This window comes from Rhizobium indigoferae (assembly GCF_034554815.1).
In the GTDB taxonomy this organism is placed as follows: domain Bacteria; phylum Pseudomonadota; class Alphaproteobacteria; order Rhizobiales; family Rhizobiaceae; genus Rhizobium; species Rhizobium leguminosarum.
In genome coordinates, this window is the sequence record NZ_CP140637.1 from 291,840 (window position 1) to 315,443 (window position 23,604).

Below are 23,604 nucleotides of genomic sequence, written 5' to 3' on the forward strand. Positions count from 1 at the left end.
TAATTCCTTTGTCGTATCGTCCAGGTGGACGACCGAAATTTGACTATACCACTTGTGTCGCAAGAAGGCCCAGTGTTCGATGTTGAGATCGCCGAATGTGGTTCGGCATGGCATTTGCCGCTCCGACCGTCGTCGAAGCTGACCCTTTCATTGAACCGCCTGACGTCGTCGAGAGCTTGCCGGTATCGATCGCCGCTCCTATCTTATTTAGAACAGACTAATGGAGCAATGAGATGGCGGAACTTGTGGCTGACACTCTATTCGACACGACGATCGAGATCATTCCTCCGGAAGACATAAAAGAACAACCAGACGGTGCTGCTTGCCTTTGCTGCAAGCGCCGGCGTCGGTGGATGGATGATGACGGCTGCGGCATCTGTGAGGAATGCCTGGCCTCGTGATCGACACAAGAGGGGCACAAGGCGATGGTCATCCGTAGCGCCGGACTTTTGATACACCGGCGTGTTTCCGGGGACATCGAAGTCCTTCTCGTCCATCCGGGCGGCCCTTTCTGGGCTAGGAAAGACGAGGCTGCGTGGTCGATCCCGAAAGGGCTGGTCGAGGCTGGAGAAGACGAGCTCGCGGCGGCAATAAGGGAGACTGCCGAAGAGCTTGATATAGCGGTCAATGGCAAGTTCACACCGTTGGGCGAATACCGACAACCTGGCGGAAAGATAGTTATCGCTTGGTCGATAGAAGCCGATCCGGTACTGGACGTGAATGCGATACAGAGTTCCGAATTTCAAATGGAATGGCCGCCACGGTCAGGGCGGGTAAAGAGCTTTCCAGAGGTTGATCGTGCGGGATGGTTTTCCCTGCCCGACGCAACCATAAAGCTCTTGAAAGGGCAGCGACCAATGCTTCCCGACCTCCTGACGCATCTGGAACGAGCGGCCCGAAGTTATTGATCGAGCCGTCATCTCACTGCACTCATGCGTGAGGTGCGCGGCAGCCATGAGTTGCTTCTGAAGACAGCAATCCTATCTGACAGTCACGCCATGTGACTGAAATCGAGAAATTGGAGCTGCGATCCGCCTTGGGCACGCGCGAGGAGACAATCATGAACGGCATTTCCAAAACCCTGAACGACATGACGCTTGTCGAACGCTCGAGCCTGCTCGACACCGTCGCCGACGCCTTGGAAGCAACGGCCGAGGAGGCAGAAGGTGAGGGCGACGCCCGCTTTGTCGCCAACTCCATCTGCGTCGCGAATACGATTCGCGGACTATCCGGCGATCTCACGCCGCGCGATCTGCAGGCGGCCGAGTTGCTGCTTGAGCAGGGCATCATGCTCGTCCACCAATTCTCGAACCGCGCGAAACCGAACCGAGTGGTCCACTAGCCGAGGGCGAGGGCGGCCCTGTCAGCAATGCGCTCTGTCAGTGTGGACGGCGGTTGATGGATTGAGATAAAGCCGTTAATCCGCGCTGGGGATAACGGATGCTGCCGGACCCTAGGAGAACGAGCGGTCTCCGCCGCGGCACCGTTGGGAGCCCGGAGATTAGCAGACACGCCAGGAAGGCTTTATTTCTCATGGATTGCCGGTTCAACGCGCAGCCGTATCGAATGGTCGATATGGCGGGGTTCGCCTTTCTTCGATCAGGGGAAGCGTGATGCAGCCTGGTCGCACGGGCCTTGCCGTATGCATGATGGTGGCCGCCGCTTTCTTAAATAGTCTCGACGCAGTCATCGTACGCTTGCTGGCCGGCGACGTGCATCCATTGATGATCGGCTTTTTCCGGTCGTTTTTCGGACTTCTTGTCGTCACGCCCTGGATCGTGTCACGGGTCGACCTGAAAGCCTCACCCTATCGTGTTCTGCATGTCGTGCGTGCGGGTTTGAAGCTTGCCTCACTGGTCGCATTGTTTGTCGCCTTTGCGCACGCACCACTCGCCGATGCCACGGCGATCAATTTCACCATGCCCATGTTTCTCGTTCTCGGTGCGTGGCTGGTGCTCAAGGAACATGTCGGCATCTCCAGCGTGGCCGGCATTGTCGCAGGTTTTGTCGGCGTCATGATCATCATTCGCCCTGGAGCGTCCGGTTTCGACCAATGGCTGCTTTTTGCACTGGCAGGAGCGGTCTTGACGGCGGCCAGCCAATTGATGCTGCGGCGGATGGCATTGAGGGATAGTGCGGACCGGCTGGTTGCATGGAATCTGATAGCGACGGTGCCGCTTGGCGTAATCCTCATGCTGCCGGTCTGGTCAATGCCGACCTGGAGCCAACTCGGGCTGCTTGCTATGCAAGGAGCCCTCGGAGCACTGAACATGACGCTGATCACGCGTGCCTTCGGCATGGCGCCAGCAAGCGTTCTGGCACCGCTCGACTTTCTCCGACTGCCCGTCGTCGCCCTGATGGCCTTCTCATTTTTCTCGGAAGTTCCGGCCGCACAGACGTGGATCGGCGCGGCGGTGATCATCGGCGCGGCCATTATCGGAACCCGCGGTATTACATGGCGACGCAAGCCGCCGGTTGATTAGCCCTGTTCATTTTTGGGGTTCACAAAAATTCTAGATGCACTAATATTTCAGTTGTAGCGACTGATTTTGAAGTCGTGCCTGTTGCCGGAGGGTATGACAGGTGGCTTCGGCACAGACGAAGACGAGACATCACGGCCCCTATGGGTTCACTCGGGAGGAGTGGTATGAAGAGTTTCATCGGCAAACGCGCGATCGCCAGTGGCGTATCGCTCGTGGTGCTTATCGTCATCGTGTTCTTCCTCTCCCGGCTGACGGGCGATCCCACCGACCTCTATCTGCCGATCGACGCGACCACGGAAATGCGCCAGCAATTCCGTGAGATGAACGGTTTCAACGATCCGTTGATCATGCAGTTCGGTCGTTATGTCTCGGATCTTGCACAAGGTAATTTCGGTCAGTCGCTGCGACAGGCCCGTCCTGCCATGGATGTCGTGCTGGAGGCCTTCGTCTGGACCTTCTGGCTGGCTGTCATCACCATGGTGCTGGTCACGATCGCCGCGATCGTCATTGGGTCGCTTGCGGCGTTTCGCGTCGGCGGCATCTTCGACCGTCTTGCCACCTTCTTCTCGTTGATCGGCGCTGCGGCGCCGGATTTCTGGCTGGCCATCGTCGCGATCGTCATTTTCGCCGTCAAACTGCATGTCCTGCCGACATCAGGAACGGGAACTATCTGGCACTGGATCCTGCCGGTCAGCGTCCTGTTCATCCGGCCCTTCGGCCTGATCCTGCAGGTGGTCCGCGGCTCGATGATCAGTGTTCTGTCTTCCGCCTATGTGAAGACGGCCCGCGCCAAGGGGGTCCGCTCGAACTCAATCATCTTCATTCACGGACTGCGCAACGCCATGCTGCCGGTGATCACAGTCATCGGCGACCAGGCGGCCGCCATCTTGAACGGTGCGGTTGTCGTCGAGACGGTGTTTGGCTTTCCCGGCATCGGCAAGCTGATGATCGATTCCATCCTGCTTCGCGATTTCGCCGTCGTGCTGGCCGTCATCATGGTCTCGGCGCTGGCGATCTTCGTCATGAACCTGTTGATCGATATCGCCTATGCGCTGCTCGATCCGCGTATCCGGTATTGAGCGATGACAATGACCGACACACAAATCCTCGCCGAGAAAAAAACAAGCGGCCCAATCGGGCGTTGGCTGACGATGCTGTGGGCGGACAAGCTCGCTTTCTTCGCGGCCCTGTTCCTTTTGATCGTTCTGCTCTGTGCGCTGTTTGGCCCGTTGCTGCTGGAGGCCATCGCCACCAAGCAGAACCTGCGGGGCCGAAATGCGCCGCCGTTCGATATCACCCGCGGATTGCTTTATGTCCTCGGCGCCGATGCGCTGGGCAGGCCGCTTCTTGCCCGTGTCATCGTGGCGGCGCAAAACACCATCCTGGTTGCCGCCGCAGCCGTGCTTGCCTCATCTGTCGTCGGTACGGCGCTCGGTCTGGTCGCAGGTTACAGCCGCTCTTCCGCGGCTCAATGGATCATGCGCCTCGGCGACGTCATCATGTCCTTTCCGTCACTGCTTCTGGCGGTGATCGTGCTCTACATGCTCGAGCCCTCGGTCACCAATATCGTCCTCGTCCTGGCGATCACCCGCATTCCCATCTATCTGCGCACCACGCGTGCCGAGGTGCTGGAAGTGCGCGAGCGGATGTTCGTGCAGGCGGCGAAGGTCATGGGAGCATCGTATTGGCGCATTGTCTTCCATCACATCCTGCCAGTGATCTTCCCCACGCTGGTGACTATCGCGACGCTGGATTTCGCCTTCGTCATGCTCGCGGAATCCTCCCTGTCATTCCTGGGGATCGGCATTCAGGCGCCGGAGATCACCTGGGGTCTGATGGTTGCCCAAGGCCGACCCTATCTCACCAATGCCTGGTGGCTTTCCTTCTGGCCGGGTCTTGCAATCATCCTGACGACGCTGTCGCTGAACCTTCTGTCGAATTGGCTGCGCATCGCACTCGATCCGACGCAACGCTGGCGCCTTGAAATGAGGGGCAGGAAAAATGGCTGAACATCTTTTGGAAGTGCGTGACCTCTCGGTCGAGTTCCACACCGTCAGCGGGACCGTCAAGGCGGTGCAGGATGTCAGCTGGCATCTCGATCGCGGTGAGACGCTGGCGATCCTCGGGGAAAGCGGTTCGGGCAAGTCCGTGTCGGCCTCGGCGATCATGAACCTGATCGACATGCCACCCGGCAAGATCACCAGCGGCACTATCCTCCTCAACGGGCGCGACATGCTGGAAATGACGCCCGAGGAGCGGCGCTCGATCAACGGCGCCAAGATCGCCATGATCTTTCAGGACCCGCTCGCCCATCTCAATCCGGTCTATCCGGTCGGCTGGCAAATCACCGAAATGATGACGACGCATGGTCAGTCGGCGGAGCGCGCCGGTGCAAGGGCGCTCGAATTGATCGGGCGCGTCGGCATAACCGATCCGCAGGCGGCGATGCGAAAATATCCGTTCCAGTTCTCCGGCGGACAGCGGCAGCGCCTGATGATCGCCATGGCAATCGCGTGCAAGCCCGATATCCTGATCGCGGATGAACCCACCACCGCGCTTGATGTTACGGTGCAGGCGCAGGTGCTCGAACTTCTGCAGGAATTGCAGCAGGAAACCGGCATGGGCCTGTTGCTGATCACCCACGATTTGGGCGTCGTTGCCGAGATCGCCGACCGGGTCGTGGTGATGAATTCCGGCTGCGTCGTCGAAACCGGCAATGCGGCCGAAGTCTATCGCAATCCTCAGAACGCTTATACGAAGAAGCTGATAGCCGCCGCACCCGGGAAGGGTGCGATGGCGCAAGAGCGTGACCGGCAGGGCGAACCGCTGCTGCGCGCCATTGGCTTGAAGAAGAGTTTTGGCGCATTCCAGGCGCTGAAGGGCGTGGACTTCGTCATCATGCCCGGCGAGACGGTTGCCGTTGTCGGTGAGAGCGGTTCCGGTAAGTCAACCCTTGCCCGGGCAATCGTTCGCCTCGACGATCCGCAGGAGGGCCAGGTCCTCTACCGCGGCAACGATCTGCTTGCGATGACCCCGCGGGAAATATTCGGGCTGCGTCGCGATTTGCAGATGGTTTTTCAGGACCCGACCCAGTCACTGAACCCGCGGATGAGCGTGTTCCGGTTGATTTCGGAGGCCTGGGTCATTCACCCGGATATCCTGCCGAAAGCGAGATGGAAGGAGAGGGTGGCCGAGTTGCTGGTCAAGGTTGGCCTGAAACCGGATATGGCCGACAGGTATCCACACCAGTTTTCCGGCGGCCAGCGCCAGCGCATCGCGATTGCCCGGGCGCTGGCGATGGAGCCGAAGCTGATCATCTGCGACGAGGCGGTTTCGGCGCTCGACGTGTCGATCCAGGCGCAGGTGATTGCCTTGCTTGAGGGCCTGCGTCGCGAATTCGGCCTGTCCTACCTCTTCATCGCACACGACCTGCCGGTGGTTCGTGATTTCGCCGATCGTGTCATCGTCATGAAGGCCGGCGAGATTGTCGAGGAGGGTCCGGTGGAACAGATCTTCAACGCGCCCTCCCACCCCTACACGCAGGCGCTTCTTGCCGCGAGCCTCGATCCCGATCCGGAGGTTCAGGCCAGCCGACGCGCCGCCCGCCACATACAGGAAGGACTCGTTTCCGCATGAAGCCCGATGTCATCGTCGCCTATCCGCTCCGGCCCCATCAGATGGCGATGCTGGAAGAGACCTACACACTGCACCGGCTGGATCTTGTCAAAGGCGAAGAGCGGGATGCTCTCCTGCGGAAAGCCGGCCCGATCTCTTCCGCGCTGGTCTGCAACGGCCATGTGACGATCGACGAAGCCCTGCTTTCGAAATTGCCGGCATTAAAGCTCGCCGCCTGTTCCTCGGCTGGCTACGACCAGATGGATGTCGAGGCGATGACGCGGCGCGGCATCAAGCTCACCAACACATCCGAGGTGCTGTGCGACGACGTTGCCGACATGGCATTGCTTCTGATGCTGGCGGCACGCCGGCGCCTGCCGGAAGGCGATCGCTATGTGCGCTCCGGCGACTGGGGGCAAAAGGGCATGATGCCGCTGACGACATCGACCTCTGGCAAGAAGGCCGGGATCGTCGGTCTCGGTCGCATAGGAATGGCGATTGCCAAGCGATGCGAAGCTGTCGGGCTGACGGTCGGCTATTATGGGAGGACGAAGAAAGCCGGCAACGATTTTGCCTATTTCGACGCACCGGTGAAACTGGCCGACTGGGCCGATATCCTGATCGTCGCAACCCCTGGCGGCCCCTCGACCGAAGGACTGATATCAGCGGACGTGCTGAATGCGCTCGGGCCGACTGGCAGCTTCATCAACATTGCCCGGGGCACCGTGGTCGATGAGCCGGCCTTGATCAAGGCCTTGCAGGAAAGGCGGATCGCGTCGGCCGGCATCGATGTCTACCTCAACGAACCTAATCCCGATCCGCGCTTTGCAGCGCTCGACAACGTTGTGCTCTATCCCCACCATGCCAGCGGTACCGAGGAAACGCGCAACGGGATGGCGCAATTGACGGTCGACAACCTTGCCGCCTTCTTCGCAGGCAGGCCGCTGCTGACGCCGGTCAATTGACGCCGGCAAAACCCGCGGCGCGGCAGATCACACGAAATAGTCCGGGAACTCCTTCCGCATGTCTTCCACTTTTGCGACGGTGCGGCTGAGATGCTCGCGGATCGCATCGACCGCGCCCTGTTCGTCGCGAGCCGCGATCGCATCGATGATGGCGTGGTGCCCATCGAGAATGCTCGCGATCTTGCCCTTTTCGGGCAGATGCAGACGACGAATGCGCTCGAGATGACCGGACCGCTCACGTATCAATTGGTGGAGGCTGCTGCGCTTGGCGCCTGCGAACAACGTCTGGTGAAAGAGTTCGTCGAGCTCCTGGAAGATCGCGATCTGATCGGCGTCGTCAGCGACTGCCGACTGCATCTTGATGATCGACCGGGCGCGCGTGATGACGCTCGGATCTGGATCCGGATCGGTTGCGAGGCGGCGGCAAACCTCCGTTTCCAGCGCCACGCGAAGGAAATGTGCCTCGTAAATTTGCAGGACGTCGATCCTGGTCACCACAGTGCGGGATTGCGGGTAAATGCGAACCAGACCCTCCTGTTTGAGAAGCTGCAATGCGTCCCTGATGGGAGTCTGGCTGACTTCATAAGTCTCCGTAAGCTCGGTGCGCGACAACGTGGTGTCTGGCGGTAGCTGAATGGTGATGATGCGCTTTCGCAGATCATCATAGACCCGCTGGACCGTGCTGCCGGCCACGACCGGAAAACCGGGTGCAGTCAGGCCGAATGTGGAGGCGAACTGGGAATTCATGGTGAGGCATCCTTTTCAGTCCATTCATAGCTTTGCACGACCTAATGCACAAGAACGCAAACTTTCCATTGATATATATGTCAAACTAAAATATCAGTTGGTGCAAACGCTGAGATAAACAAGCGAAAAGGTGGGAGAGAGCCGTGACCGCAAGGAAAACCTACGAGCAATTGCGGTCGGCCCGATGGATGCTGCCGGATGATCAGCGCTCGTTCGGCCACCGGTCCCGGACCATGCAGATGGGTTACGCACCGGAGGACTGGCAGGGAAAGCCGATCATTGCCGTGATCAACACCTGGTCCGATGCCCAGCCGTGCCACATGCATTTCCGTGAACGCGCCGAATGGGTGAAGCGCGGAATTCTTCAGTCGGGTGGGTTCCCCATGGAACTGCCTGCTCTTTCCCTTTCCGAAAACTTCGTCAAGCCGACGACGATGCTCTACCGCAACATGCTGGCGATGGAGACCGAGGAGCTGCTGCGCAGCCATCCTGTCGATGGCGCCGTTCTGATGGGCGGCTGCGACAAGACGACACCCGGCCTTGTCATGGGCGCAACTAGCATGGGCATTCCCTTCATTTATCTCCCCGCCGGCCCGATGCTTCGCGGCAACTATGCCGGCAAGACGCTAGGCTCCGGTACCGACGGCTTCAAATACTGGGACGAGCGGCGCGCCGGCACGATCACCCAGGAGGAGTGGCAGGGCATCGAAGGCGGAATCGCCCGCAGCTACGGCCATTGCATGACCATGGGCACGGCGTCGACGATGACGGCCATCGCAGAGGCTATGGGGTTGACGCTGCCGGGCGCATCCTCGATCCCGGCAGCCGACGCCAACCACCAGCGCATGTCGGCGGCCTGTGGCCGCCGTATCGTCGATATGGTGTGGGAGGATCTGACGCCGGAACAGATCATCACTCCGGCGGCCGTCGACAATGCCGTCACGGTTGCTATGGCGACCGGCTGCTCCACCAATGCCATCATTCACCTGATCGCCATGGCGCGGCGCGCCGGCGTCCCGTTGGAGCTCGACGATCTCGATCGCATCGGTCGCACGACGCCGGTTCTCGCCAACATCCGGCCTTCCGGTTCGACCTACCTGATGGAGGATTTCTTTTATGCGGGTGGCCTGCGCGCCCTGATGAAGCAGCTCGGCGACAGGCTGGATCCAACCGCGATTACCGTGACGGGAAAACCCTTGGTGGATGGTCTCGACCAGGTGAAGATCTACAATGACGACGTTATCCGGCCATTGTCGAACCCGGTCTATCACGAAGGTTCGCTGGCCGTGCTCAAGGGGAACCTCTGTCCCGACGGCGCAGTTATCAAACCAGCGGCCTGCGACCCGAAATTCCATCGCCATTGCGGCCCGGCGCTGGTCGCCGACAGTTATGCGGAGATGAAGAAGATCATCGATGATCCCGAATATCCGCTGACGCCGGACACGGTTCTCGTTTTACGCAATGCCGGCCCGCAGGGTGGACCGGGCATGCCGGAATGGGGCATGATCCCGATGCCGAAGGCGCTGTTGAAGCTCGGCCTGCGCGACATGGTACGCATCTCGGACGCCCGCATGTCCGGAACCAGTTTTGGCGCCTGCGTGCTGCATGTCGCACCGGAATCTTATGTTGGCGGGCCTCTGGCACTGCTGAAAACGGGGGACATGGTCGAGCTCGATATTCCGGCACGCAGTCTGAATATGCTGGTTTCCGAAGAAGAAATGACAGCGCGGCGGGTCGCCTGGGTGGCGCCGACGCGGCATTACGAGCGCGGTTACGGCTTTATGTTCTCCAGCCATATCGAGCAGGCAGACAAAGGCTGCGACTTTGATTTCCTGACGACGGAATTCGGTGGCAAGACGCCGGAACCGGCTATCAACTGAGGCACCACGATGTTTGATCCCAATCGACGCACGATCCCCGCACAGCCGCCCAAGGCTGGCTTCGCTGCCGGTCCGTCCAAGCTGGACGCTATCCGATCGGTCACCCTGTCGCTCGTTTACCTGCCGTTGGCGCGGCCGATCAGCGATGCCAAGGTGTTGACGGGCCGGCAGAAGCCGCTGACCCAGGTGGCTTTTCTGTTTTGCGAGATCGTCTCCGAGGATGGCCATAGTGGGCTTGGTTTCAGTTACTCGAAGCGGGCAGGCGGACCTGCCCTTTATGCACATGCCTGCGAGCTTGCCGACAACCTGATTGGCGAAGACCCCAACGATACCGCGCGCATCTGGGACAAGCTCTGCTGGGCCGGGGCCTCGGTCGGCCGCTCCGGCATTGCAACCCAGGCAATCGCCGCCATCGACATCTGCCTCTGGGACCTGAAGGCCAAACGCGCCGGCCTGCCGCTTGCAAAACTGCTTGGCGCCCATCGCGACAGTGTTGCCTGCTACAACACCTCCGGTGGCTTCCTGTCATCAAGCGTCGAGGAAATCCGCGATGCCATCGACCATTCGATCGCCGCCGGTATCGGCGGCATCAAGATCAAGGTCGGACAGCCGGACCCGATGATCGACCTTCGCCGGCTTGATGCCGTGACCAGCCATATCGATGGCCGTGTTCCGCTGATGGTCGATGCAAATCAGCAATGGGACCGCACGACGGCCTTGCGCTTCGGCCGGATGGTCGAGCCGCTCAATCTTGAATGGATCGAAGAGCCGCTGGACGCCTATGATGCCGAGGGCCATGCGGCACTGGCACGCGAACTCGCCACGCCGATCGCCACCGGCGAAATGCTGGCAAGCGCCGACGAGCACATGGCGCTGATCCGGGCCGATGCCGTCGACTTCATTCAGCCCGATGCGCCGCGGGTGGGTGGCATCACGCCCTTTTTGCGCATCTGCACACACGCCGAGGCGAAACGTATGCGCCTGGCGCCGCATTTCGCCATGGAAATCCATCTGCACCTGGCCGCCGCCTATGCGCATGAGCCGTGGGTAGAGCATTTCGATTGGCTTGCGCCACTGTTCAACGAACAACTCGATATCAGGGACGGTCGGATGATCGTGCCGGCCCGTCCGGGGCTTGGTTGCAGCCTGACGGGCAAAACCCGTGACTGGACCGTGGAAACCCGCAGCTTCGGCGTCTGAACGAGAACGAGGAGAAGGAAATATGAACCCCGCAACCCGTGAAAAGCTGATGGGCGTCTCCGTCGCGACGCTCTGTTCGGCACTGTTCAAGCGCGGCCTGAGAAACCAGACGGTCCAGGATGTTCGGCCGGTGCAGCCGAAGGGCCGCAATATGGTCGGACCGGCCTTCACGCTGCGTTACATGCCGGCGCGCGAAGACCGCAACGCGATGAACGTCTTTCGGAACCCGAAACATCCGCAACGGCTTGCCATCGAGACTTGCCCGGAAGGCTCTGTTCTGGTGATGGACAGCCGCAAGGATCCGCGCGCAGCCTCTGCCGGCGACATACTGATTACCCGCCTGATGATGCGCGGCGGCGGCGGCGTCGTCACCGATGGCGGCTTCCGGGACGCCATGACGATCGGCGGCCTTGATATTCCCGCCTATCACAATCGTCCCTCCAGCCCGACGAACCTCACGCTCCACGAGGCAATCGACATCAATGTGCCGATAGGCTGTGGGGATGTTGCGGTCTTCCCGGGCGACATCATGGTTGGCGACGACGACAGCGTGATCGTCATCCCTGCCGAGATCGCCGACGAGATCGCCGATGAAGCGGTCGAGATGACCGCTTACGAGGATTTCGTGACGGAACGCGTCAAGCAAGGCCACACGATCATAGGCCTCTACCCTGCCACCGACGAAAGCAATCTGACGCTCTTTGCCGAATGGCGGAAATTGAATGGCCGCTAGAGCATGATGCCGAAAGGTGTGAGCGGTTTTCGGACGACATCATGCTCTAACTATTTAATAACAGGATTCAGATTTTAGGCCGACTTCGCCGAAAATCATCCTGTTCTAAGGCGGCGCATCTTGAACAACACTTCAAGCATCAGGACGGAGCGAGGCTCCGCCGAGGAGAATAACAATGAGCTGGACCCCTTCAGGCAGGCATTTCATCGCCGGCGAGTGGATCGCCGGAACGACGACATTTCGCTCCGAGCCGGCGCATGGGCAGGCACATGACTTTGCTGTTGGCACAACGGAACTGGTCGACCGCGCCTGCCGCGCTGCCGAAGCTGCTTTTGCAGCATTTTCGGCAACGACACGCGAGGAACGCGCCATCTTCCTCGAGGCAATCGCCGAGGAGATCGACAAGCGCGGCGAGGCCGTCACCCTCATCGGAACGCAGGAAACCGGGCTTCCAGAGGGCCGGCTCAACGGCGAACGCGCTCGCACCACCGGCCAACTCAGACTGTTTGCCGACCATATCCGCAAGGGCGCGCATCTTGACGCCCGCGTCGATGCGGCCCAACCCGATCGGCAACCGGCGCCGCGGCCCGAGATCCGTCTGGTACAACGGCCGATCGGGCCGGTCGCCGTATTCGGCGCCTCGAATTTTCCGCTTGCATTCTCGACGGCCGGCGGTGATACGGCGGCCGCGCTTGCGGCGGGCTGCCCGGTCGTGGTGAAGGGACATTCAGCCCATCCCGGCACAGGTGAGATCATTGCCGAAGCGATTGCCGCTGCTATCGAGCGCACTGGAATGGCGGCCGGCGTCTTCAGCCTGATCCAGGGGGGCCGCCGTGATGTCGGAACGGCTCTGGTGACTCATCCGGCCATCAAAGCCGTTGGCTTTACCGGCTCGCTTGCCGGCGGTCGCGCGCTCTTCGACCTTTGCGCCCAACGCCCTGAGCCGATCCCCTTTTTCGGGGAACTCGGCAGCGTTAATCCGATGTTCCTGCTACCGGCCGCTACCGCTGCCCGGGCGGAGGCAATCGGTTCCGGCTGGGCCGGTTCACTGACGCTTGGTGCCGGCCAGTTCTGCACCAACCCTGGTATCGCCGTCGTCGTCGACGGGCCGGAGGCGGACAAGTTCACCAGTGCTGCCAAGTCGGCTCTTGAAAAGGTGGCACCGCAGACGATGCTGACCAAAGGCATCGCCACCGCCTATCACGAAGGTGTCGACCGGATGCGGGCAAGCAATGCGGTCGCGCCGGTTCTCACCGCAGAGAATGCTGGCCGCGACGCAGCGCCGAACCTGTTCGAGACCAACGGCTCGGCCTGGCTTGCCGATCACTCGCTCAGCGATGAGGTGTTCGGCCCTCTCGGCCTTGTCGTGCGCGTCGGCTCGCCTGAAGAGATGGTCGCCCTTGCCGAAAGCTTTCAGGGACAGCTGACCGCGACGATCCACATGGACGACGCCGATCTTGACCTTGCCCGCGACCTGCTGCCGATCCTTGAAAGAAAGGCGGGCAGATTGCTGGTCAATGGCTTCCCAACCGGCGTCGAGGTTGTCGATTCCATGGTGCATGGCGGACCCTATCCGGCCTCGACCAATTTCGGCGCGACCAGCGTCGGGACCATGTCGATCCGCAGGTTTTTGCGCCCCGTCGCCTATCAGAATTTCCCCGCCGACCTATTGCCGCAAGACCTGCGCAACTGAAACCGAGGAGTATAAAATTGATCGCCCCGACAGAACTTCGCGAGATCATTCGCAACGGCCTGCTGTCCTTTCCCGTCACCCCTTTCGATGCCGAGGACCGGTTTGCCCCCAGGCCGTTTTCAGCGCATCTGGAATGGTTGTCATCCTACCCCGTTGCCGGCCTGATCGTTGCCGGCGGCACCGGTGAGCTGTTCTCGCTGACGCCAGGCGAAGTGGTTGAGGTGGTAAAGGCCGCCCGCGCCGTGTCCGGCGATGCGCCTGTTATTGCCGGATGCGGCTACGGCACGCGCATTGCCTGCGACATGGCTCGCGAGATCGAGGCAGCAGGTGGCGACGGCATTCTTCTGCTGCCGCATTACCTGACCGAGGCGCCGGCAGATGGCATTGCCGCGCGTGTACGAGCCGTTTGCAAGGCCACCAATATGGGCGTTATCGTCTATAATCGTGGCCAGGCGCGGGTTTCAGCCGAGCAGCTTGCTCAGCTTGCCGACGAATGCCCAAATCTGATCGGCTTCAAGGACGGTACCGGCGACATCGATACGGTGCGCCGTGTCACGATCGCGCTCGGGGACCGGCTTTCCTATATTGGCGGCATGCCGACACATGAACTGTTTGCCCAGGCCTATCGCGGAGCCGGCATGCCGACCTATTCCTCGGCGGTCTTCAATTTCGTGCCTGAAACGGCACTGAAATTTCACAAGGCATTCCTTGCCGGTGACGACGCGGCCTGTGAGCAGATGCTGCGCGATTTCTATTATCCCTTTGCCCGTATCCGCGATCGCAAGGCCGGTTATGCGGTTTCCGCGGTCAAGGCAGGCGTGCGTTTGCGCGGCTTCGAGGCGGGACCGGTGCGGGCGCCGCTGACGGATCTTACCGATGAGGAAGTCGAGATGATGCGCGAACTGATTGCTTCGGCAAGGTAAAATTTCGCATCCCAGCCACGGTTGAAGGCTCCGCGCTTCGGAGCGTCAGGGTTGAAGGCCGTCATTAACTAGTATATTAGTGCACTTGTGCTTTTGCGAAACTACTGAGGAGATAGATGCCGGGGCACCGGAAACGGGACGCAGTTCACTGTGAGGAGCGCCAAAGGCGCATGGGAGGAGAACGATATGAAATTGCATTTGTTAGCTGCCTGCTTTTCAACAACGGTGCTCGCGCTGAGCGACGGCTCGGCTCACGCTGAGGATGCCAAGAGCAACGTCACTGTTGTGCTTGCCGAAACCGTCGATGTCGTCGAGCCCTGCATGGCAGCGCGCCAGGACGTCGGCCGGGTCATTTCTGAAAACGTCAACGAGATGCTGGTGGAATTCGACTACGTCAATGGCGGCCTCAAACCCCGCCTGGCGACGGAATGGTCGAAGATCGACGACGACACCTGGGAGTTCAAGCTGCGCCCGAATGTCAAATGGCACGATGGCAAGCCGTTCACCGCCAAAGATGTCCAGTTCACCATCGAGCGCAACAAGAACAAGAAGCTCAGCTGTGAGACCGGCGGCAAATATTTCGGCGGCACGGAGTTCAACTTCGAGACGCCGGATGCCAACACGATCCGTATTACGACAAAGCCGGCGCAGCCAATTCTTCCGCTTCTGATGACGGTGATGGCTGTGGAATCGGCCGAGGCGACACCAGCCGACGAATTCACCCGCAAGCCGATTGGCACCGGACCCTATACCTTCGACAAATGGGATATCGGCCAGTCGATCGTGCTGAAGCGCAATCCGGAATATTGGGGCGAGAAGCCGCAGGTTGAACAGGCGACCTATCTGTTCCGCTCCGACAGCGCCGTTGCTGCGGCCATGGTCGATGCCGGCGAAGCCGATATCGTTCCGGCCGTATCCGTACAGGATGCCACCAACAAGGAAACCGATTTCGCCTATCCGAATTCCGAAACGACATCGCTGCGCATCGATACGCGTGCAGCACCCCTCAACGATCGGCGCATCCGCGAAGCGATGAACCTCGCCATCGATCGGCAGGCGATGCTCGGAACGCTGTTTCCCGAACAGGCGAAGATAGCGACGCAGCTCGTCGTACCCACAACGATCGGCTACAATCCCGATATCCCCGCCTGGCCCTATGATCCCGAAAAAGCGAAAGCACTGGTCGAAGCGGCGAAAGCTGACGGCGTTCCGGTCGATCGCGAGATCCGCATCATCGGTCGCAACGGGCAATATCCAAACGCCACCGAAGCGATGGAAGCGATGATGGCAATGCTTCAGGAAGTCGGCTTGAACGTGAAGCTCGACATGTATGACGTTTCCGTGTGGAACGGCTATTTCGTTGCACCCTTTGTCGCCGATTCCGGTCCGACGCTGACCCAGTCGCAACACGATAATGCGACCGGCGATCCCGTTTTCACCGCATTCGTGAAATACGCGACCGACGGCTCCCACTCCATGGTCCGGGATCCCGCTGTCGACGCGCTGATCGCCAAGGCGACGTCTGCCACCGGCGACGAACGCACAAAGCTCTGGAAGGAGCTGTTCGCCAAAGTGAACACCGAGATCATCGCGGACATCCCGATGTTTCACATGGTGGGGTTCACCCGCGTCTCGCCGCGTCTCGACTTCAAGCCGACGATCGCGACGAATTCCGAACTGCAGCTCTCGCAAATCCGCTTCAAGTAAGCCGGCAAGCCGAACTTAGGCACGGGTCGCTCGCAAATAGCGCCCCGTGCTTTCCATGACCTGACGGAGGGATAGCTATGCCCCTGATTGACCGCATTGCCCTGACCCAATTCGCCGAGCAGATATTGACCCGTGCGGGCATGGAGCCCGACAAGGCCGAAACAACTGCCGCCGTCCTGGTGGAGGGCGACATGATCGGCCACGAAACGCATGGTGTCAGCCTTCTGAACTGGTATGTCGAGGCGTTGGAAGACGGCTCGCTGGCGAAGTCTGGCAGCTATGAGGTGGTCAATGACCGCGGCGCGGCCTTTGTTTGGGACGGCAAATCCTTGCCCGGCGCATGGCTGCTGACCAAGGCGATCGACCAGGCCTGCGAACGCGTCGGCGATTATGGCGTCGTCACCGCCGCGATCCGCAACTGTCACCATACCTGCGCTCTTTCCGCCTTCATGCGGCAGGTGACCGAACGGGGCCTCATAGTGCAGCTGTCGGTGTCGCATCCCGCTGCAAGCCGCGTTGCGCCCTATGGCGGCACGAAGCCGCTCCTGACGCCCAACCCGATGGCTGCCGGTTTCCCGACATCTGCGGATCCGATCCTGATCGACGTCTCGGCCTCGATCACCACCACGACCATGACGCAAAACCTGGCCAAGGCCGGCAAGAAATTTCCGGAGGCCTGGGCTTTCACCGCCGCAGGCGAGCCGACCGATGATCCGCGCGAGGTGACCGAACGTGGTGGGACGATGATGCCTCTCGGCGGTCAGCTGAAGGGCCACAAGGGCTTTGGGCTCGGGCTGATCGTCGAATTGCTGGGGCAGGGGCTTTCCGGCAAGGGACGGGCGAACGCGCCGGCCGGTGTCTTTTCGCAAAGCGCCTTCCTTCAGGTCATTGACCCCGCCTTTTTCGCCGGGCTGGATGCCTTCACGGCGCAGTCTGATTTTCTCGCCTCTGCATGCCGCAGCAATCCTCCCGCGCCCTGGAACAATGGCCCCGTTCGCATGCCAGGTGACAGCGCAGCGCGAAGGCGCCGCGCGGCCTTGGAAGAGGGCGTGCCGGTCGGCGATGCACCTTGGCAGAAGCTTTGTAAACATGCCGAAATTCTCGGCTTGCCTATTCCCGACGTCGCCGCATGCCCATGAAGCGTTGACAACCCTGGTCAGCTCAGGTCTACTGGTCCACTAACCGGACCAGTAGACCTGAGCGCGGGGGAGGGCAAAGGCAATGGATGTTCGAGCAATGCTCGAAGACGACGTTGCAGCGCTTGGTGGAGCGCCGAAGAAGTCGATGAAAGACTTCGTCGTCCAGAAGATTGCGACCTTCATTGCCACCGGCATCCTTAAAGTGGGCGATCCGCTGCCCAGCGAACGTGAACTCGCCTCCGCACTCTCGGTCAGCCGCGAGACCGTCCGTGGCGCGATCCTTATCCTTTCCACCCACGGCATTCTCTCGGTTGTGCACGGAACGCGCACGGTGGTGGCATCAGAAGACGTCGGCGAACTGGCTGTCCAGGCTGCGCGGTATCGCGACATCGCGGCCTACAGTCTCGACAATGTTCATGAGGCGCGGCTTCTTATCGAAGCACAGGTCGTCAGGGCTGCCACGCTCAAGATGGAGCCTTCAACCCTTGATTATCTCCACAAGTCGATCGCAGCACAGGAAGCCGCCTGTGACGATCCTGTTCGTTTTTTGATATGTGACCGGGAATTTCACACCGCTATCTACCGCTCCAGCGGCAACGCGGTGCTGGCTGATATGGCCGCCGATCTTTATTCCTATCTTCTGAGCCACCGAAGGCGCGTTGTATCGCAGCCTGGCAGTATCGCCACCAGCATCGCCGATCACCGGATGATCCTCGCCGGCTTGGAGACGCGGGATCCGGATGCCGCTGCCGCTGCCTTCGCGGTCCACGAAACCCGTATTTATACGACGACCAAGCTGCTCTTTTCGTAGCTCGCAGGGAGGCGAAACACGATGCATATTCTCATTATCGGGGCGGGAGGAATGATCGGCCGGAAGCTTGCTGCCACACTGGGGCGCAGCGGCTCACTCGGCGGCCATGCGATCACACGCATGACGCTCGCCGATGTCACGGCGCCGCCGGTACCCGCCGGCGTCTCCGGGTCGGTGGAAGCACTGGCTGCCGACATTTCCGAAAGCGGTGCGGCGGAAGCCCTCGCGGCTCGCCGGGCCGATGTGATTTTCCATCTCGCCGCGATTGTTTCCGGCGAAGCCGAGCGCAATTTCGACCTCGGCTATCGGGTCAATCTCGATGGTACGCGAGCGCTGTTGGAAGCGATCCGTCGGGAAGGAACCCGCCAAGCCTATGTTCCCCGGTTCGTATTCTCCTCATCGATCGCGGTCTATGGCTCGCCGTTTCCCGATCCCATTCCCGACGATTACGTGCTCGCACCTCTCACCAGCTACGGAGTCCAGAAGGCGATATCCGAGCTTCTGCTTGCCGACTATTCGCGGCGCGGCTTCATTGACGGCGTCGGAATTCGGTTGCCGACCATCGTCATCCGGCCTGGCGCACCGAATGCTGCCGCATCGGGCTTCTTTTCTGGAATCCTTCGTGAACCGCTCGCGGGCCAGCGGGCTGTACTTCCGGTCGAAGAGACCGTCAAACACTGGCTGGCGAGCCCGCGTTCCGCCGTCAAATTCCTGATCCATGCTGCGACCCTCGACACATCGGCGCTGGGTGTTCGGCGCACGCTCACCATGCCGGGCGTTGCCGCCACCGTTGCCGACCAGATTGCCGCCTTGAGCCGCGCTGCTGGTCCCCAGGCGGCGGACTTGATTGATCGTCGCCGCGACGAGGTCATTGAAAAGATCGTCGACGGATGGCCGAAGTCCTTTGCGCCGGAACGCGCGACGCAACTGGGTTTCGTCGCGGAAACCACCGTCGACGAGTTGATTGAGGTCTACCTCGACGAAGACGCTCCGGGTGCGTCCGGATGAGATCAAACTGGGCTAACGCCGTCGCATGGGAGGAAAATCCCGACCGGGCAGGCCCACAGATGCGGGATTGAAGCGGCCGAGGGCCTAGAGGAGATGACGGCCGCGGCCAAGATATACGAAAATACGAATACATAGCATGTAGCGCTCGATTTCTGGGAGGAGTGAGTATGGCAGGCGTTCAATTCGCGGATGTGCGGAAATCATTCGGGGCATTTCCGGTCATCAAAGGCGTGGACATCGACATTGCCGACGGGGAGTTCGTGATCCTGGTCGGCCCGTCGGGTTGTGGCAAATCCACTCTTCTGCGGATGCTGGCGGGACTTGAAAACATTTCCGGCGGTGAGATCAAGATCGGCGGGCGTGTCGTCAACACGCTGCCGCCCAAGGACCGCGACATCGCCATGGTGTTCCAGAACTATGCGCTCTATCCGCATATGACGGTGCAGCAGAACATGGGCTTCTCGCTGATGCTGAACAAGGCGCCGAAGGCGGAAGCCGAAAAGCGGGTGAAATATGCGGCCGGCATCCTGGGTCTCGACAAATTGCTCGACCGTTATCCGCGCCAGCTTTCCGGCGGCCAGCGCCAGCGTGTCGCCATGGGGCGGGCGATCGTGCGTGATCCGGAAGTCTTCCTGTTCGACGAACCGCTATCCAACCTCGATGCGAAGCTGCGCGTCGCCATGCGCGCCGAGATCAAGGAACTGCACCAGCGGCTGAAAACGACGACGGTCTACGTCACCCACGACCAGATTGAGGCCATGACCATGGCCGACAAGATCGTCGTCATGCATGACGGCGTCGTCGAGCAGATCGGCACGCCGCTCGAGCTCTACGACAAACCCGCCAATCTCTTCGTTGGCGGTTTCATCGGCTCACCGGCGATGAACATGATCAAGGGCAGGCTCGACCCCGAAAACCCTACAAGTTTCAAGGCGCCTGACGGCACGGCGCTCCCGGTTTCCAATCCGCCGGCCGACGCCATGGGCCGCGACCTCGTCTACGGGCTTCGCCCGGAATACATCCTGCTCGATGCCAATGGCCTGCCCGGTGAAATCGTGGTGATCGAGCCGACCGGCTATGAGACGCATCTCATCCTCAGGCTCGGCGGCAGCGATCTCAGCTGTGTCTTCCGCGAACGCGTCAGCGCGCGACAAGGCGAGACCCTGCGCGTTGCGATCGACGCCGCACATGTTCACCTCTTCGATGCCGAGAGCGGCCGGAGATTGACCGACTGACGCCGTCCGGCGGCTGCGCGGGGGCGGAGGAACCCCCGTCACCCGCCGGTCGGCTGCACCCTGGTCCAGGGATGCAAGGACCGTCGTTCACCAAGCGGGAGGTGAATGGCGGAGAGTTCGCCCCCGCTGTTTGAAGAGGAGGAATATCATGAGGATTAAGAGACGTGACTTTCTTGCCGCCTCGGCTGCCGTCGCCGGCGCCGCCGGCCTGGGCATTCGGCCATCCCTAGCGCAGGCCGAACCGACCTATACACCGGAAAGCGGCGCCAGCCTTCGCCTGCTGCGCTGGACACCCTTCGTCAAGGGCGACGAGGAGGCCTGGCTTGCCAACACCAAGAAATTCACCGAAGCGACCGGCGTCGAGGTACGTATCGACAAGGAAAGCTGGGAAGATATCCGCCCGAAGGCGGCCGTTGCGGCCAATGTCGGCTCCGGCCCGGACCTCATCATGTGCTGGTTCGATGACGCCCACCAATATCCCGACAAGCTGGTCGACCTGACCGAGCTCGCCAACTATCTCGGCAACAAGTATGGCGGCTGGTATGACGGTGTGAAGGGCTATGCCGCACGCGGCGACACCTTCATCGCCATGCCGCTGACCGCAATCGGCAATGCTGTGGTCTATCGCGACACGCACGTCAAGGCGGCCGGTTTCAGCGAGTTCCCGAAAGACACCGCAGGCTTCCTCGAGCTTTGCAAGGCGATGAAAGCCAAGGGCACGCCGGCCGGCTTCCCGCACGGTAAGGCCGTCGGCGACGGCAACAACTACGCCCATTGGCTGCTTTGGAGCCACAACGGCATGATGGTCGACGAAGGCGGCAAGGTGACGATCAACAGCCCGGAAACGCTGGCATCAATCAACTATGCCAAGGAGCTCTACGCGACCTTCATTCCGGGCACGGAAAGCTGGCAGGACGTCAACAACAACCGCGCCTTCCTCGCTGGCCAGGTCTCGCTGATCGCCAACGGCGTCTCGGTCTATTACACCGCCAAGAACGACCCGAAGCTCGCCGAGATCGCCAAGGACATCCGCACGACGAACTTCCCGATCGGTCCTGTCGGCAAGAGCGTCGAGCTTTGCCAGACGAGCTCGCTGCTTCTCTTCAAGCACACCAAATATCCGGAAGCCGCGAAGGCCTACATCAAGTTCATGATGGAAGCCGACCAGATGAATGCCTGGATCCAGGGCTCCAGCGCCTATTGCTGCCAGCCGCTCAAGGCTTTCGCCAAGAACCCGATCTGGACATCCGACCCGATCCACGCGCCTTATGCGCGTGCCTCGGAAAAGTTGCGTCCGAACGGCTATGCGGGACCACTAGGTTATGCCTCGGCAGCGACCATGGCCGATTACGTTCTGGTCGACATGTATGCGGCGGCCGTCACCGGCCAGATGTCGCCCGAAGATGCGATGAAGGAAGCTGAACGCCGGGCAAACCGCTACTATCGCGTCTGAGCCACGCTTCAAAGCAAGCGGTGTGCCGGCCGTCGGCATGCCGCAAGTCCTCTGCGAGTTCAAACGCAATCTGGGAGATAGGCAATGTCGATGGTGAATTCGGAGGACAGGCGTGGGCCGATCTCTTCGCTCCTACAGAACAACAATGTGCTCGGCTTCCTGTTCATGCTGCCGGCGGCCGTGTTCCTCGTCTGCTTTCTCACCTATCCGCTGGGGCTCGGCGTCTGGCTCGGCTTCACCGATACGAGAATCGGCCGCGACGGCGTCTTCATCGGGCTGGAGAACTACCAGTTCCTGATGGACGACAGCGTCTTCTGGCTGTCGGTCTTCAACACCATTCTCTATACCTCCGTCGCCTCGGTGCTGAAATTCGCGCTCGGCCTTTGGCTGGCGATGCTGCTCAACCAGCACCTGCCGTTCAAATCCTTCTTCCGGGCAATCGTGCTGCTTCCCTGGGTGGTGCCGACGGTGCTTTCGGCACTGGCCTTCTGGTGGATCTATGATTCCCAATTTTCGATCATCTCCTGGTCGCTGATGCAGCTGGGGATGATCAGCGGACCAATCAACTTCCTCGGCGATCCCATCAATGCGCGCACATCCGTCATCGTCGCCAATGTCTGGCGCGGCATTCCGTTCGTGGCGATCTCGCTGCTTGCCGGCCTGCAGACGATTCCGGCGTCGCTGCAGGAGGCTGCTTCGCTCGACGGCGCCACGAGCTGGCAGCGTTTTCGCTATGTAACATTGCCGATGCTGACGCCGATCATCGCCGTGGTGATGACCTTCTCGGTACTCTTCACCTTTACGGATTTCCAGCTGATCTACGTGCTGACCAAGGGGGGACCCGTCAACGCGACGCATCTGATGGCGACGCTCTCGTTCCAGCGCGGCATTCCGGGCGGCCAACTCGGCGAGGGTGCGGCCATCGCCGTCGCCATGGTGCCCTTCCTGCTCGGCGCAATCATGTTCAGCTTCTTCGGCCTGCAACGGCGCAAATGGCAGCAGGGCGGCCAGGATTAGGGCCACGGCTAGGGCCAAATTGGGGTTAGGGAGAGTGATGATGTCGATAAATTCAAACGCCGCCGATCAGGTCGTGACCGACAATGCCGAAGGCATGAGCTATCTGAACCGGCTGCCGCGGCGGATCGTGATGCTCTACCTGCCGATGGCCGTCTTCGTCTTCGTGCTGCTCTTCCCGTTCTACTGGATGGCGATCACCGCAGTGAAGCCGAACGAGCAGCTGACCGACTATAGCAATTACAGCCCCTTCTGGGTGGTCGGGCCAACGCTCGATCATATCAAATATCTGTTCTTCGAGACGTCCTATCCGGGCTGGCTGTGGAACACGATGCTGGTGGCGGTCTGCTCCACCTTTCTCTCGCTGGTAGCCTCGGTCTTCGGCGCCTATGCCATCGAGCGTGTCCGCTTCACCGGCTCGCGTTCAGTCGGCCTGGTGATCTTCCTTGCCTATCTCGTGCCGCCGTCGATCCTCTTCATCCCGCTTGCCTTCATCGTATTCAAGCTCGGGATCTACGACTCGCGGCTGGCGCTGATCTTCACCTACCCGACCTTCCTCATTCCCTTCTGCACCTGGCTGCTGATGGGCTATTTTCGGTCGATCCCATTCGAGCTGGAGGAAAGCGCGCTGGTGGATGGCGCCAATAGATGGCAGATTCTCACCAAGATTATCCTGCCGCTCGCGGTGCCAGGGCTGATCTCAGCCGGCATCTTCGCCTTCACGCTGTCCTGGAACGAATTCATCTATGCGCTGACTTTCATCCAGTCGTCGGAAAACAAAACCATTCCGGTCGGGGTGCTGACCGAATTGGTGCGCGGCGATGTCTTCGAATGGGGAGCACTGATGGCAGGTGCGCTGTTCGGCTCGCTCCCGGTGGTCATCCTCTACTCGTTCTTCGTGGACTACTACGTCTCATCGATGACCGGGGCGGTGAAAGAGTGAGAGCCTAGCGCGGGCACGCCCGGTAGGAACGATAGGCGTGTCCGCAGCTTAAATG

22 protein-coding genes are annotated in these 23,604 nt (G+C 60.6%); 21 read left to right on the forward strand and 1 reads right to left on the reverse strand.

Annotated elements, in window-relative coordinates; translation table 11 throughout:
- Positions 1–233 precede the first annotated feature (233 nt).
- From U5G49_RS27895 to U5G49_RS27930, 8 genes are all read left to right on the forward strand, one after another.
- The gene (locus U5G49_RS27895; RefSeq protein ID WP_018245644.1) at positions 234–401 is read left to right on the forward strand and encodes a hypothetical protein; all 168 of its coding nucleotides are present in this window, start codon (positions 234–236) and stop codon (positions 399–401) included.
- Positions 402–425: 24 nt separating this feature from the next.
- Positions 426–908: an NUDIX domain-containing protein gene (locus tag U5G49_RS27900; RefSeq protein WP_193444467.1), complete on the forward strand. Its 483-nt coding sequence runs from the start codon at positions 426–428 to the stop codon at positions 906–908.
- A 152-nt stretch (positions 909–1,060) separates the two neighbouring features.
- Complete coding sequence (locus U5G49_RS27905; protein WP_018245646.1) at positions 1,061–1,342, forward strand: hypothetical protein; 282 nt, start codon at positions 1,061–1,063, stop codon at positions 1,340–1,342.
- 271 nt (positions 1,343–1,613) lie between these two features.
- Positions 1,614–2,483, forward strand: coding sequence for a DMT family transporter (locus U5G49_RS27910; protein WP_182565129.1), 870 nt, complete (start codon positions 1,614–1,616; stop codon positions 2,481–2,483).
- Positions 2,484–2,647: 164 nt separating this feature from the next.
- Positions 2,648–3,562: an ABC transporter permease gene (locus U5G49_RS27915; protein ID WP_193444466.1), complete on the forward strand. Its 915-nt coding sequence runs from the start codon at positions 2,648–2,650 to the stop codon at positions 3,560–3,562.
- A gap of 3 nt (positions 3,563–3,565) precedes the next feature.
- Complete coding sequence (locus U5G49_RS27920; RefSeq protein WP_018245650.1) at positions 3,566–4,492, forward strand: ABC transporter permease; 927 nt, start codon at positions 3,566–3,568, stop codon at positions 4,490–4,492.
- Positions 4,485–6,119 (forward strand): ABC transporter ATP-binding protein, encoded by a 1,635-nt coding sequence (locus U5G49_RS27925; RefSeq protein ID WP_112906886.1) that lies wholly within the window; start codon positions 4,485–4,487, stop codon positions 6,117–6,119. Before U5G49_RS27920 ends, U5G49_RS27925 begins: the two co-directional genes overlap by 8 nt.
- Positions 6,116–7,063, forward strand: coding sequence for a 2-hydroxyacid dehydrogenase (locus U5G49_RS27930; protein WP_193444465.1), 948 nt, complete (start codon positions 6,116–6,118; stop codon positions 7,061–7,063). Before U5G49_RS27925 ends, U5G49_RS27930 begins: the two co-directional genes overlap by 4 nt.
- Before the next feature lie 27 nt (positions 7,064–7,090).
- On the opposite strand, the gene U5G49_RS27935 is transcribed toward U5G49_RS27930, so the two are convergent.
- Positions 7,091–7,810, reverse strand: coding sequence for a GntR family transcriptional regulator (locus tag U5G49_RS27935; RefSeq protein WP_018245653.1), 720 nt, complete (start codon positions 7,808–7,810; stop codon positions 7,091–7,093).
- A 143-nt stretch (positions 7,811–7,953) separates the two neighbouring features.
- On the opposite strand from U5G49_RS27935, the gene araD reads away from it, so the two are divergent.
- The 13 genes from araD to U5G49_RS28000 all read left to right on the forward strand — a co-directional run bounded on the left by araD (position 7,954) and on the right by U5G49_RS28000 (position 23,549).
- The gene (gene araD / locus U5G49_RS27940; RefSeq protein WP_193444464.1) at positions 7,954–9,690 is read left to right on the forward strand and encodes an L-arabinonate dehydratase; all 1,737 of its coding nucleotides are present in this window, start codon (positions 7,954–7,956) and stop codon (positions 9,688–9,690) included.
- 9 nt (positions 9,691–9,699) lie between these two features.
- Entirely contained in the window at positions 9,700–10,890 is a 1,191-nt protein-coding gene (locus tag U5G49_RS27945) for an L-talarate/galactarate dehydratase (RefSeq protein ID WP_193444463.1), read from the forward strand.
- 22 nt (positions 10,891–10,912) lie between these two features.
- Positions 10,913–11,623, forward strand: a complete 711-nt coding sequence (locus U5G49_RS27950) for a ribonuclease activity regulator RraA (RefSeq protein ID WP_193444462.1) — start codon at positions 10,913–10,915, stop codon at positions 11,621–11,623.
- A 175-nt stretch (positions 11,624–11,798) separates the two neighbouring features.
- Positions 11,799–13,316 carry an aldehyde dehydrogenase (NADP(+)) gene (locus tag U5G49_RS27955; RefSeq protein ID WP_193444461.1) on the forward strand — a complete coding sequence of 506 codons (1,518 nt, stop codon included), beginning with the start codon at positions 11,799–11,801 and terminating at the stop codon, positions 13,314–13,316.
- Positions 13,317–13,333: 17 nt separating this feature from the next.
- A complete protein-coding gene (locus U5G49_RS27960; protein WP_018245658.1) occupies positions 13,334–14,239 on the forward strand; it encodes a 5-dehydro-4-deoxyglucarate dehydratase in 906 nt (301 codons plus the stop codon).
- A 186-nt stretch (positions 14,240–14,425) separates the two neighbouring features.
- Positions 14,426–15,946: an ABC transporter substrate-binding protein gene (locus tag U5G49_RS27965; RefSeq protein WP_193444460.1), complete on the forward strand. Its 1,521-nt coding sequence runs from the start codon at positions 14,426–14,428 to the stop codon at positions 15,944–15,946.
- Between the two features lie 77 nt (positions 15,947–16,023).
- The gene (locus tag U5G49_RS27970) at positions 16,024–17,085 is read left to right on the forward strand and encodes an Ldh family oxidoreductase (protein WP_193444459.1); all 1,062 of its coding nucleotides are present in this window, start codon (positions 16,024–16,026) and stop codon (positions 17,083–17,085) included.
- An 82-nt stretch (positions 17,086–17,167) separates the two neighbouring features.
- Positions 17,168–17,896 (forward strand): FadR/GntR family transcriptional regulator, encoded by a 729-nt coding sequence (locus U5G49_RS27975; RefSeq protein WP_018516763.1) that lies wholly within the window; start codon positions 17,168–17,170, stop codon positions 17,894–17,896.
- 21 nt (positions 17,897–17,917) lie between these two features.
- A complete protein-coding gene (gene denD / locus U5G49_RS27980; RefSeq protein ID WP_182565120.1) occupies positions 17,918–18,904 on the forward strand; it encodes a D-erythronate dehydrogenase in 987 nt (328 codons plus the stop codon).
- Between the two features lie 167 nt (positions 18,905–19,071).
- On the forward strand, positions 19,072–20,139 hold the full coding sequence (locus tag U5G49_RS27985) for an ABC transporter ATP-binding protein (RefSeq protein ID WP_193444458.1): 1,068 nt from the start codon (positions 19,072–19,074) through the stop codon (positions 20,137–20,139).
- Between the two features lie 148 nt (positions 20,140–20,287).
- A complete protein-coding gene (locus U5G49_RS27990) occupies positions 20,288–21,592 on the forward strand; it encodes an ABC transporter substrate-binding protein (protein WP_018444783.1) in 1,305 nt (434 codons plus the stop codon).
- An 84-nt stretch (positions 21,593–21,676) separates the two neighbouring features.
- Complete coding sequence (locus U5G49_RS27995; protein WP_193444457.1) at positions 21,677–22,609, forward strand: carbohydrate ABC transporter permease; 933 nt, start codon at positions 21,677–21,679, stop codon at positions 22,607–22,609.
- A gap of 40 nt (positions 22,610–22,649) precedes the next feature.
- Positions 22,650–23,549, forward strand: coding sequence for a carbohydrate ABC transporter permease (locus U5G49_RS28000; RefSeq protein ID WP_018444785.1), 900 nt, complete (start codon positions 22,650–22,652; stop codon positions 23,547–23,549).
- Positions 23,550–23,604: the final 55 nt, after the last annotated feature.

What these genes read in the sequence shown, in the direction of transcription:
- U5G49_RS27920 (WP_018245650.1), top strand. Translation starts at nt 3,566, where the DNA reads ATGACAATGACCGACACACAAATCCTCGCCGAGAAAAAAACAAGCGGC.
- U5G49_RS27965 (WP_193444460.1), top strand. Translation starts at nt 14,426, where the DNA reads ATGAAATTGCATTTGTTAGCTGCCTGCTTTTCAACAACGGTGCTCGCG.
- U5G49_RS28000 (WP_018444785.1), top strand. Translation starts at nt 22,650, where the DNA reads ATGTCGATAAATTCAAACGCCGCCGATCAGGTCGTGACCGACAATGCC.
- U5G49_RS27975 (WP_018516763.1), top strand. Translation starts at nt 17,168, where the DNA reads ATGGATGTTCGAGCAATGCTCGAAGACGACGTTGCAGCGCTTGGTGGA.
- denD (WP_182565120.1), top strand. Translation starts at nt 17,918, where the DNA reads ATGCATATTCTCATTATCGGGGCGGGAGGAATGATCGGCCGGAAGCTT.
- U5G49_RS27925 (WP_112906886.1), top strand. Translation starts at nt 4,485, where the DNA reads ATGGCTGAACATCTTTTGGAAGTGCGTGACCTCTCGGTCGAGTTCCAC.
- U5G49_RS27970 (WP_193444459.1), top strand. Translation starts at nt 16,024, where the DNA reads ATGCCCCTGATTGACCGCATTGCCCTGACCCAATTCGCCGAGCAGATA.
- U5G49_RS27905 (WP_018245646.1), top strand. Translation starts at nt 1,061, where the DNA reads ATGAACGGCATTTCCAAAACCCTGAACGACATGACGCTTGTCGAACGC.
- U5G49_RS27900 (WP_193444467.1), top strand. Translation starts at nt 426, where the DNA reads ATGGTCATCCGTAGCGCCGGACTTTTGATACACCGGCGTGTTTCCGGG.
- U5G49_RS27930 (WP_193444465.1), top strand. Translation starts at nt 6,116, where the DNA reads ATGAAGCCCGATGTCATCGTCGCCTATCCGCTCCGGCCCCATCAGATG.
- U5G49_RS27935 (WP_018245653.1), bottom strand. Translation starts at nt 7,810, where the DNA reads ATGAATTCCCAGTTCGCCTCCACATTCGGCCTGACTGCACCCGGTTTT.
- U5G49_RS27945 (WP_193444463.1), top strand. Translation starts at nt 9,700, where the DNA reads ATGTTTGATCCCAATCGACGCACGATCCCCGCACAGCCGCCCAAGGCT.
- U5G49_RS27910 (WP_182565129.1), top strand. Translation starts at nt 1,614, where the DNA reads ATGCAGCCTGGTCGCACGGGCCTTGCCGTATGCATGATGGTGGCCGCC.
- U5G49_RS27995 (WP_193444457.1), top strand. Translation starts at nt 21,677, where the DNA reads ATGTCGATGGTGAATTCGGAGGACAGGCGTGGGCCGATCTCTTCGCTC.
- U5G49_RS27985 (WP_193444458.1), top strand. Translation starts at nt 19,072, where the DNA reads ATGGCAGGCGTTCAATTCGCGGATGTGCGGAAATCATTCGGGGCATTT.
- U5G49_RS27955 (WP_193444461.1), top strand. Translation starts at nt 11,799, where the DNA reads ATGAGCTGGACCCCTTCAGGCAGGCATTTCATCGCCGGCGAGTGGATC.
- U5G49_RS27915 (WP_193444466.1), top strand. Translation starts at nt 2,648, where the DNA reads ATGAAGAGTTTCATCGGCAAACGCGCGATCGCCAGTGGCGTATCGCTC.
- U5G49_RS27895 (WP_018245644.1), top strand. Translation starts at nt 234, where the DNA reads ATGGCGGAACTTGTGGCTGACACTCTATTCGACACGACGATCGAGATC.
- U5G49_RS27990 (WP_018444783.1), top strand. Translation starts at nt 20,288, where the DNA reads ATGAGGATTAAGAGACGTGACTTTCTTGCCGCCTCGGCTGCCGTCGCC.
- U5G49_RS27950 (WP_193444462.1), top strand. Translation starts at nt 10,913, where the DNA reads ATGAACCCCGCAACCCGTGAAAAGCTGATGGGCGTCTCCGTCGCGACG.